This window comes from Pseudochelatococcus sp. B33 (assembly GCF_053570585.1).
Window position 1 is genome coordinate 1 of record NZ_JBSEFH010000053.1, and the last position, 9662, is coordinate 9662.

General features: G+C 65.0%; 8 protein-coding genes and 1 pseudogene. 7 read left to right on the forward strand and 2 right to left on the reverse strand.

Translation table 11 applies throughout. From position 1 onward, the window contains the following. The 7 genes and pseudogenes from ACUSIJ_RS29155 to ACUSIJ_RS29185 form a co-directional block, all read left to right on the forward strand. The coding region (locus ACUSIJ_RS29155; RefSeq protein ID WP_449311924.1) for an antirestriction protein at positions 1-251 on the forward strand (251 nt) is incomplete at its 5' end. A gap of 504 nt (positions 252-755) precedes the next feature. Continuing rightward, positions 756-2306: a hypothetical protein gene (locus ACUSIJ_RS29160; protein WP_449311925.1), complete on the forward strand. Its 1551-nt coding sequence runs from the start codon at positions 756-758 to the stop codon at positions 2304-2306. Next, the gene (locus ACUSIJ_RS29165; RefSeq protein ID WP_449311926.1) at positions 2296-3261 is read left to right on the forward strand and encodes a M28 family peptidase; all 966 of its coding nucleotides are present in this window, start codon (positions 2296-2298) and stop codon (positions 3259-3261) included. Before ACUSIJ_RS29160 ends, ACUSIJ_RS29165 begins: the two co-directional genes overlap by 11 nt. Before the next feature lie 363 nt (positions 3262-3624). Then, positions 3625-5733, forward strand: a complete 2109-nt coding sequence (locus tag ACUSIJ_RS29170; protein ID WP_449311927.1) for a ParB/RepB/Spo0J family partition protein — start codon at positions 3625-3627, stop codon at positions 5731-5733. 356 nt (positions 5734-6089) lie between these two features. Next, positions 6090-7126: pseudogene (locus ACUSIJ_RS29175) on the forward strand (DUF7146 domain-containing protein). Positions 7127-7440: 314 nt separating this feature from the next. Beyond that, positions 7441-8370, forward strand: a complete 930-nt coding sequence (locus ACUSIJ_RS29180) for a DUF2493 domain-containing protein (protein ID WP_449311928.1) — start codon at positions 7441-7443, stop codon at positions 8368-8370. Further along, positions 8367-8714, forward strand: a complete 348-nt coding sequence (locus ACUSIJ_RS29185; RefSeq protein WP_449311929.1) for a hypothetical protein — start codon at positions 8367-8369, stop codon at positions 8712-8714. The genes ACUSIJ_RS29180 and ACUSIJ_RS29185 overlap by 4 nt, the downstream gene beginning before the upstream one ends. Positions 8715-8756: 42 nt before the next feature. Here the strand turns inward: ACUSIJ_RS29185 and ACUSIJ_RS29190 are convergent, their stop codons facing one another. Together ACUSIJ_RS29190 and ACUSIJ_RS29195 are read right to left on the reverse strand one after the other, a co-directional pair. Beyond that, positions 8757-9095 (reverse strand): type II toxin-antitoxin system PemK/MazF family toxin, encoded by a 339-nt coding sequence (locus ACUSIJ_RS29190; protein ID WP_449311930.1) that lies wholly within the window; start codon positions 9093-9095, stop codon positions 8757-8759. Then, complete coding sequence (locus ACUSIJ_RS29195; RefSeq protein ID WP_449311931.1) at positions 9092-9493, reverse strand: hypothetical protein; 402 nt, start codon at positions 9491-9493, stop codon at positions 9092-9094. The genes ACUSIJ_RS29190 and ACUSIJ_RS29195 overlap by 4 nt, the downstream gene beginning before the upstream one ends. Positions 9494-9662 lie beyond the last annotated feature (169 nt).

Consider the following 9662-nt stretch of genomic DNA (forward strand, 5'->3'; position numbering starts at 1 on the left):
TCTGCGAATACGACGGCAGGCCGCTTTATCTGAGGCCGACCGCGATCCCCCGCTACAAAATGATCTGCGAGACCAACGGCTATGAAGGCGAGGTGAGCGCAGACGCCGCGGGCATCATCGTTACCCTGTTCGCCTTCTCGCATCTCTCGTTCGCCTATCGGTCGGACGTCTTGAGTGAAGGCTATGCACGTCTTTACAGCTACGCGGTGGGCCACCGTGAGGCTGCGGAGATTCTACAGGCCATCGACTGAAACCCGGTTTCGGTCACTGCAACGGCGCTCTGCCAACCGGCAGAGCGCTTTTTTTATGCGCAGGCCTTTCAAGGTCACGCAAGCCCGTTCCCACCTGCGCGGTGCCGCTCTGCGAGGGGTGTCCGCCCGGTTCCTTCGGCGGCGGTGTGGTCCGGCGGACTGAGAGAGTTGGAGGAGGGATGGGGTTTTCGCGGCGGGCTCAGGGCCGGGAGAGAGGCTTCCGGTACCCGCTCCGGGATGGCCCATAATCCCAGGAGTTGCAGGCGACGGCGCGCCCTCGTGTCGCGTAGCGACGCCTGGAAATCGGCGTTCGGCAGCTTGAGGCGAACCGAGGGCAGGTCGTCGGCGCCATCATGCCGATCATTCCGGCGGCGCTCGGTTTCCGGCCCCTGACTGGCGGTCTCGCAGTCAACATGGTGCTGCCGCTCCGTCGCTGAGCCCCCCGCAATCCCCACCGACAATCAAGCCGTGCACCGCTGTGTGCGGCTGCGTGGAGTCACGTCCATGATCCAATTTCAAATTTTACACCGGTACTCGGACACCGAGTGGCGGCCGGTGACGATCGCGTTCAGCTTGGCGCCGGACGGCGACCAGCAATATCTCTGGCCATCCTTCGATGAGGCCGAGGCCGCGCGGCAGCATCTTCTCACATGTTCGCCCGATGCCGAACTCCGCGTCGCGCTTGCCGGCGGGGATATCGGTGACCTCGACTGGCAAAGTCGCGAGAAGCTGCGTTTTGCCGATGGCACCTACGCGCCCACACCCTGGCACGACGAACCCTGGTATCAGGCCAGGCACGACGAACATTTCTGCCATATCTCCCGGGAGCAGGCGGGCAAGATCGCGTTTACCGAAAACCCCGCCAAGGGACAGGCCGACCGCCAATTGATCATGTCGCCGGGTCGCTACCTGAATCGCTTCTTCTCCGAGCACCTCGACAACGACGCGATCCGGGACTGGTGCGCCAGGCTCTCCGTGCTGGTGCAGGAACATGCCCTCAAGATCACCCAGGACGCGGACGAAATCGAAGACGTCTATGTCCGCGGTCCCCGCAGCTGCATGGCGCATGAGGCCGGCGACTTCGAGGGTCCGTGTCATCCCGTGCGGGTCTATGCCGGTCCGGACACGGCACTCGCTTATATCGGCACCCGCGATGACGCTACCGCCCGCAGCATCGTTTGGCCGGACCGCAAAGTCTACGCCAGAATCTACGGCGACGAGTCCCGCCTCAGATTGCTCCTTGAGGGGGCTGGCTACAGCGCCGGCAGCCTGAACGGTGCCCGCATCCGGCGCATCCCGCATGGCGACAGTTTTGTTGTCCCCTACATCGATCGGGGTGACGATCTTGCGGACGACGGTGAACACCTTGTCATCGGCCGGGGCAGTATCTCATCCGGAAACACCACAGGTGTGGCGGATATGCCGTGGTACTGTCCGCGTTGCGACAGCGAGGGTAGCCCATACGAGACGGTCTATGTCGCCGACGGCGGGAGCGAAGAATGGTGCAGCCGTTGTTTTCACGACCACGCGACCTTCTGCGACTACAACAACCGCTACTATAGCGACGACGAATCCTTCGTCACCGTCCATGCCGGCCATGACTCGCATACCGTTCTTGAGGACGATGCAGAGGATTTCGGCGCCGTCTATCTCGAAGATCGCCGCGAATGGTGGGTGAGCTGCTGCTGCCGTCGGTGCGATGCCTCCGGCCAATGGTTCCACGCTGACGATCTCACCGAATATCATGGCGAATGGCTGTCTGAAGATCATCTGCCTGAACCTTTCGACGATGACGATGCCTCTCTCGCCAACGCCCATGTTCTGGCCTACCGCCAGTTCCACGACGAGATGGCCGCGATCCAGGCGGACGTTGCCAGGTGGCAGGTCGCCGGAGAGCGTGCCCGGGACGAGAGACTGAGGCGCGAGCGAGACGAGGCAGAGCGCCTTCGTCTCGAAGAGCCCCGCATTTCCGAAGCCCCCCATTCCGCCATCGCGATGACGGTGCCGGCCTCGGCCACGACCCCCTCCCACGCGAGCCTGAACCATGACCTATGATGTTGCGGGCCGGACCGGCCTGTTGGAAATCCTGTCGTGGGCACGCCCCCATGACAGCGCCATCGAACGCGCCTTCTGCCGGGAATATCTCGACCCGATTCCCGGCATGGCCACTGACACCTTTGGCAACCGAATGCTTACCATCGGCGACACCCCCCGTGTCGTGTGGAGCTGCCACGTCGATACCGTGGCGGCCTGCGGCGGGCAGCAGGACGTGGGCATCGACACGCTTGGTCTCGCCCGATTGTGCGATGGCAGGCCCGGTATGTCGCTCGGCGCCGATGACGGGGCGGGTGTATGGATCATGCTCAACATGATCGCGGCAGGCCGCCCTGGCCTCTACCTGTTCCATCGCGGCGAGGAACAGGGCTGTCTCGGATCCTGCTGGATCCAGCGCAACAACCCGAAACTGCTGCAGGACATCGACGCGGCCATCGCCTTCGACCGCACCGGCTTCCAAGATGTCATCACGCATCAGAGCTTCGGACGGACGTGCTCGGACGCTTTTGCAGCCAGCCTGGCATCCGCGCTCAACGGTCTGAACCCGGACTTCCGATATACCCCTGACAATACGGGCGTCTGTACCGACACCAACGAATATGCCGGGATCATCCCCGAATGCACCAACCTGTCGGTGGGGTACCGTGGCCAGCACGGACCGGGGGAAACGCTTGACGTCGGCCATTGCAAAAAGCTGCTCGCCGCCATGCTGGAACTCGACGCATCCCGGTTGGTGATCGAGCGCGATCCCTCGATGCAGGAAGACGAGCGCTGGGGTTGGCTCGAAAACTATCGCGGCTATCGCGACGACTTCGCGGACGCAGTTGCGGACCATCCGTGGTTGGCCGCGCGGATGCTGGAGGAATGCGGCCTCACGCTGGACGATTTTCTGATGGCCGTTTGGGCAGAGGAGATGGACGCTGACTCCGGCTACCGCCCGCTCACGGCATCCTGATCGGCTGCCGGTGTCCGGTGCACCCCTAAATCGGGTGTCTTCGGCGCGCATGGCGTCAGAGCGACGGCTTTTGAGGCTGATGAATCAACAGGGGTGAGTGCAGACGGGATATATCGCCCGTATCCCGCACCGGGACGCGCCGTTGGAGATGGAGGGCAGGGCGCGAAAGCTTCCCGACCGAGCATCCTGAATTCCGCAAAGCCGGAAACACGGAATCCCGTGCGTCCGGCTTCGTGCCTTTCCGGATTCCCGGATCGTCGGTTTTACGGCGCCGTCCCCCGAGGCAGGGGGCGGCGCTTCGCTTCGTGGCGGATTGGTGCTTGGGAGAGTGGCTCTCGAGCGTCCGCCGCGGAGTCTGTTTCCATGGCTACAGTCAAGAAGATCACCCTGTCGTCCTCGCGCGACATTCCCTTCGACAAGCTGGTGTTGAGCCAGTCGAACGTCAGGAAGGTCAAGGCCGGTGTCTCGATCGAGGAGCTGGCCGAAGACATCGCCCGGCACGGCCTGCTGCAGGGGCTCAGCGTCCGGCCGGTCGCCGACGGCACCGGTGCCGAAACGGGCATGTTCGAGATCCCGGCGGGAGGGCGGCGCTACCGGGCGCTCGAACTCCTCGTGAAGCAGAAAAGGCTTTCGAGGACGGCCGCGGTGCCCTGCGTCGTGCGCGAGGGCGGTATCGCCGAAGAGGATTCGCTGGCCGAGAACGTCCAGCGCGCCCCGCTGCATCCGCTCGACCAGTTCAGGGCCTTCCTCACGTTGCGTGAGAAGGGCCAGTCCGAGGAGGACATCGCCGCGGCCTTCTTCGTGTCGGTCAACGTGGTCAAGCAGCGGCTGAAACTGGCGTCGGTGTCGCCGAAGCTGCTCGACATCTATGCCGAGGACGGCTTGACCTTGGAGCAATTGATAGCCTTCACCGTTTCCGGTGATCACGAGCGGCAGGAGGAAGTGTTCGAGCGCCTGCAGCACACCTATGACAAGTCCGCCTATGTCATCCGGCGCTGGCTCACGGAGGGCGCTGTGCGCGCATCCGACAAGAGGGTGGAGTTCATCGGCCTCGACGCCTATGTCGCGGCCGGCGGCGCTGTGCTGCGCGATCTCTTCCATGGCGATGACGGCGGCTGGCTGCAGGATGCTGTATTGGTCAACCGGCTGGTCGCCGAGAAGCTGAGGACGGAATCCGAGGCGATCGCGGCCGAGGGCTGGAAATGGCTCGAGGTCGCCCCCGACTTTGCCTATGGCAATACCTACGGCCTGCGGCGACTGCGGGGCGAACCCTTGCCGCTGAGCGCCGAGGAGGAGGCGAGCCGCGACGCGTTGCAGCAGGAATACGACCGTCTGCAGAGCGACCACGAGGGCGTCGACGAGTTGCCCGAACAGGTCGACGAACGCCTGGCCGAACTGGAGACGGCGCTTACCGCGTTCGATGAACGGCCGCTCATTTTCGATCCCGAGGAGATCGCCCGTGCCGGCGCCTTTGTCAGCATTTCTCCGGACGGCGGATTGCGCGTCGAGCGCGGCTACGTGCGTCCCGAGGATGAGGCGCCCGTCGAGCCGGAAGGCGATCCCGTGGAAGGTGAAGGAGAAAACCAGCCGGCTGTGGCGAGCCTGAACAATGATGGGGGCGATCGCGTTTCCTCGACCGCGCCGCAGGCCGAGCTGGAAGATGAGGACGAAGGTCTGTCGCCGATCTCGGACCGGCTACTGACGGAGTTGACCTCGCATCGGACGCTTGCCCTGCGCGACGCGCTCGGAAGACAGCCCGATGTTGCCTTTCTCGCGGCGCTGCATGTCCTGACGCTCGGGGTCTTCTATCACTACGGTTCGGACAGCTGCCTCGAACTCGATCTGAAGAGCCCCGCCTTCAGCGCCCAGGCGCCGGGACTCAACGACAGCGCCACAGCTCAGGCGATCCGCGCCCGTCACGAAAGCTGGCTGAACGCGCTGCCCAAGGAATCGGAGGAACTCTGGAGCGCCCTGGAAGGATGGGACACCGACAGCCGTTCCGAACTGTTCGCCCATGTGATCAGCCTTTCGGTCAACGCGGTGCATGAGGCCTGGAACCGGCGGCCGCGCGCGCTGGCCCACGCCGATCAACTGGCAAGGGCCGTCGCTCTCGACATGGCCGCGGCCGGCTGGCAGCCGACCGTGGATACCTTCCTTGGTCGCGTCACCAAGGCACGCATCCTGCAGGCTGTAGCGGAGGCGAAGGGACAGGGGGCCGCTGATAGTATCGCTCATCTAAAGAAGGGTGACATGGCGGCGCAAGCCGAGGCCTTGCTCGCGAACAGCGGCTGGCTTCCCGAGCCGTTGCGGACGCCGGGAGATCCCAAGACCGAACTTACGGAGGTCACCGAGCCGCGAGCGAGTGTCGAAGAAACGGCGGCAAACAACGGCGAAATAGCCGTGGGCGATCACGGCGGCATCGCCGACAATGGTGGGGATGACGATGCCGGCCACACGGTTGCAGCGGAATAGTCCGTCAAGGTGAACATGAACATGGGCTCGCCGGCAACGGCGAGCCCTTTTTCTTTGAAGGATCTTTCCATGTTGGAACATCTCCTCGAACGGGCCAACCACGCTGGGGCCGTCCGTCATCGTCAGTCGAATGGTCGCGAGCAGGACAACTACTGGCTCATCAGTGATCTCCCTAACGCACCCGGCTGCCCCATATTCTTACGATACTCAGATCAAAAAACCGGCAAAGGGGCTGCCGGCACGTGGCCGGGTTATGTTGCGCTGTGGCCGTTGTTGCGCATTTGCGATTGGCTACTGCCCCTCGGACGACTGAGAGCTTCTGCGCAACATGAGGCCAGTCCGGGGGAGGTTGCGTGATGCCCAGCAATGCTTCCGAACTGGCGCGTTGCCTTGCCCGCCATGCCGAGGCTGTCTGCCGCCATTACCTGTCCAACGGCCGGCGCCAGGGCCGTTACTGGACGGTGGGCGACGCTCGCAATACACCCGGCCGGTCGATGTTCGTTCGGCTCAGTGGACCGGAATCGGGTCCCGGCGCCGCGGGGCATTGGACCGATGCCGCAACGGCTGAGTATGGCGACCTCCTCGACGTGATCCGCGAAAGCTGCGGCCTCGTCGACTTCCGGGATGTGGTGAATGAAGCGCGCCGTTTCCTCGCCGTGCCGCCACCCGAGCGGGAATGGCGGTCACGAAACCGGCGCTCCACCCCGGCCCCCTCCGGTTCGTCGGAATCCAGTCGGCGGCTGTTCGCCATGGCGCAGCCGATCGCGGGCACGATCGTGGAAACGTATCTACGCAAACGCGGCCTGACGGCTCTGCACGGAACCGGTGCGCTGCGCTTCCACCCGCGCTGCTACTATCGGCCCGACGAGCACAGTCCTGTCGAGACCTGGCCGGCGATGATCGCGACCGTCACCGACCTCGCCGACGGCAGACCGGGGCGCACCGTACCTGGCTCGCCCCCGACGGCTCAGGCAAGGCCCCTGTCGGGACGCCGCGGCGGGCGATGGGCGACCTGCTCGGGCACGGCGTCCGCTTTGGCGTGGCCGGCGATGTGCTGGCCGCAGGCGAGGGGATCGAGACCGTGCTGTCGCCCCGCGTGGTCCTCCCACGCCTGCCGGCACTGGCGGCGCTGTCGGCCGGCCACCTCGCGGCGATCCTGTTCCCCGAGACGCTGCGCCGGCTCTATGTCTTGCGCGACCGCGATCCGGCCGGGGACGGCGCGTGGGACAGTCTGGTCGCCAGAGCAGCGAGCGTCGGCATCGAGGCGATCGCGTTGTCGCCGGTGCGGGGCGATTTCAACGAGGATCTGCGCGCCTTCGGTCCGGCAGCGTTACGGGCGGCGCTTCGCGAGCAGCTTCATCCGCAGGACGTCGCCCGTTTCATCAAGCGGTGAGGCCGGGACGGGGAGGGAAGCGTCCTGTCCCGGTCGGCGTTTGCGCCTCCTCGTGGTCGCTCCGTGTCCGGGGGCCGCGCCCACGGCCTTCCGGAGGGCGATCGGCCCACAAGCGGGCCGGCCGGGCAATGGCCCGCGTTCCGGCTATTTTCCGCCGGCGGCAGGGCCGCCTTTGCATCGCGATCCAAAATAGCCGGAACCCGGCCATCAAGGCCCCCGCGCAAGCGCGGGGACTGCCAGTCCGTCCCGCCCGTGGGCTTCGACGCCTGCGAAGGCCGCGATGGGCGCGGCCATCCCGAACAAGGATCGCCCCGATGATGCACGAAAACGACGACTTCGAGCCGGTTCACGCCGCTTCCCCCACCGACCGCGTCCTCACCCAGCTTCAACTCTTCGGCTGGAGGCCCACGCAGGATGAACCGGATCCGAGGCCGCTGCCGGACGACGATGCTCTGTCCGGTGCGGTCGCGGACATCTTCGATGCGCTGATCGCCACTCTCGGCGACACGCGGCTCGAGCCCGACCTCGATGAACTGCTCTGGGGAGCCGTCAATCTGTTCCACCGTGCCATCGCCCGGATCGAGCGCGAGCTCGACGACAACGAGCAGGCGCAGCGCCGTCTCCAGGAAGAGCAGGATGGCAGCGAGGTGAAGAGCGTTGAGCTTGAACGCCGCACGGCGGAAGGACAGACCCTGATCGAGCGGCGCGACAGCATGGAGCTCGCGCGTGATGCCGCCGCGGAGCAGTTCGAGCGCCATCTCGGCAAGTCCTGGCGGCCCCGTAGCGGATCGAAGGTCAACCACCGCAACGTGACCGCGGCGATGATCGACAGCAAGGACTTTCTGGCCGCCCGGCGCCGGGCAGAGACCGAGGTCATGCTGCCGGCCGGTCCCAAGGTTGCCGTTACCGGCGGGGCGGATTTCAACGACCACAATCTCATCTGGGCCACGCTCGACAAGGTCCACGCCAAGCATCCGGACATGGTCCTGCTGCATGGCGGCTCGCCCAGGGGCGCCGAACTGATCGCCTCGCGCTGGGCCGATCACCGGGCGGTGCCGCAGGTGGCCTTCCGGCCGGATTGGGCCAGGCACGCAAAGGCCGCGCCGTTCCGCCGCAACGACGCCATGCTGGAGGCGATGCCGATCGGCGTGCTGGTCTTCCCCGGCACCGGCATTCAGGAAAACCTTGCCGACAAGGCACGCCGCCTCGGCATCCTGGTCATGAAGATCAAGGGTGGCGCGTGAACGCCATCTTTCTTTTCTCCGACCTCCAGGTCGCCTATATGTCGATGACGACGGACAACAACCCCGCTGCCCAGTCCCCCGGCCGGGCAGCGTCAGGCTCAAGGACGCGGGAACGGCCGACCATGGACTCCGAAGCCGAATTCATCGAGACATCGCTGGGCAAGATCTGGGTGCGCGACCTTGACGATGGCGGCATGCGCGTCTGGTGGCCGCCCCAGTCGCCCGTCGCCGAGATCGCCATCGACGTCGTCAAAGGCCGGGCACGCTGGCACCCGAAATCCCATGGCTGGTACGTGGCCGCCAAACGCCGCGACGAGATCTACGAGGAGCTTTGCGCGCTTTGAGCCGGCAATCCGCGGCGATCGCGGGGCACCAGCCATTCGCCGTCAATCCGGGCCAATCCCCTGCAGCCCGAAGAAGCGATAGAGCGCCCGGCTGACCGTCGCCATGTCCGCATCGTCCAGGCTGCCGAACACGGGCCCCACCTTCGAGCGGGGCAGGGCCACGGCGCGGTCGACCATGACCTGTGAGCGCTTGCGCAAGCTGTTCCCTTCGGTCGGCTCGATCGTTATCCGAAACAGCGGCCAGTCGTTGATCTCGCTGGTGAGGTGCAGAACCGTCACCGCAGTCAGCTCCGAAAAGGCATCGTCCTGCACGACGAGCGCCGGACGCGGCTTGCCGTAGTCGCCGCTGACGGCGATCGTTACCAGATCGCCACGCTTCATGCTTTCCACTCATCCCCGAAGTGATCTTCGTCGAAGATCGCTTCCATTTCCTTGAGGGACCGGGCCTCATCGCTTTGCGGATCACGGGCCCGCGCCGCCGCCTCACGGGACTGACGTTGCGCCTCCGCCTCGAAGAGCTTGCGGTTGCGCCGGGCGACATAGGCGCGCATGAAATCCCGCAGCACCTGCGCCGCCGGCTTGTCCTCCGCCTCGGTCGCTGCTGTAAACGCCGCCTTGAGGGCCGGATCGATCCGGAAATTGAACGAGTCGGCCTTCGGATGTTGACTGGCGCGCGGCATGCGAACCTCCGTGTTGCATTGTGTATCTATAATGTAGTTGCATTTTCCCGTGGTGCAAAGGGTTTGAGTGTGAGCTGGTGCCGCGCTGGTTTCATTCATGGGGCGCCGGGTTCGTGTTCGAGCGCGTCGGCCGGGGGCCGACCGGGCTCACATGGGTTACTTCGTGTCAAGTGAATCAATATCGACGCATCGGCATGCTCCATGTTATCGGATCCAGGCTCCAAGCCCACTTGCATTGCAAAAGCCGAGTCCAAAACTGTTACGGGTT

Excerpts from the sequence above, each read along its gene's own strand:
- ACUSIJ_RS29190 (WP_449311930.1), bottom strand. The coding sequence starts at position 9,095 with ATGAAGCGTGGCGATCTGGTAACGATCGCCGTCAGCGGCGACTACGGC.
- ACUSIJ_RS29195 (WP_449311931.1), bottom strand. The coding sequence starts at position 9,493 with ATGAATGAAACCAGCGCGGCACCAGCTCACACTCAAACCCTTTGCACC.
- ACUSIJ_RS29180 (WP_449311928.1), top strand. The coding sequence starts at position 7,441 with ATGATGCACGAAAACGACGACTTCGAGCCGGTTCACGCCGCTTCCCCC.
- ACUSIJ_RS29170 (WP_449311927.1), top strand. The coding sequence starts at position 3,625 with ATGGCTACAGTCAAGAAGATCACCCTGTCGTCCTCGCGCGACATTCCC.
- ACUSIJ_RS29160 (WP_449311925.1), top strand. The coding sequence starts at position 756 with ATGATCCAATTTCAAATTTTACACCGGTACTCGGACACCGAGTGGCGG.
- ACUSIJ_RS29165 (WP_449311926.1), top strand. The coding sequence starts at position 2,296 with ATGACCTATGATGTTGCGGGCCGGACCGGCCTGTTGGAAATCCTGTCG.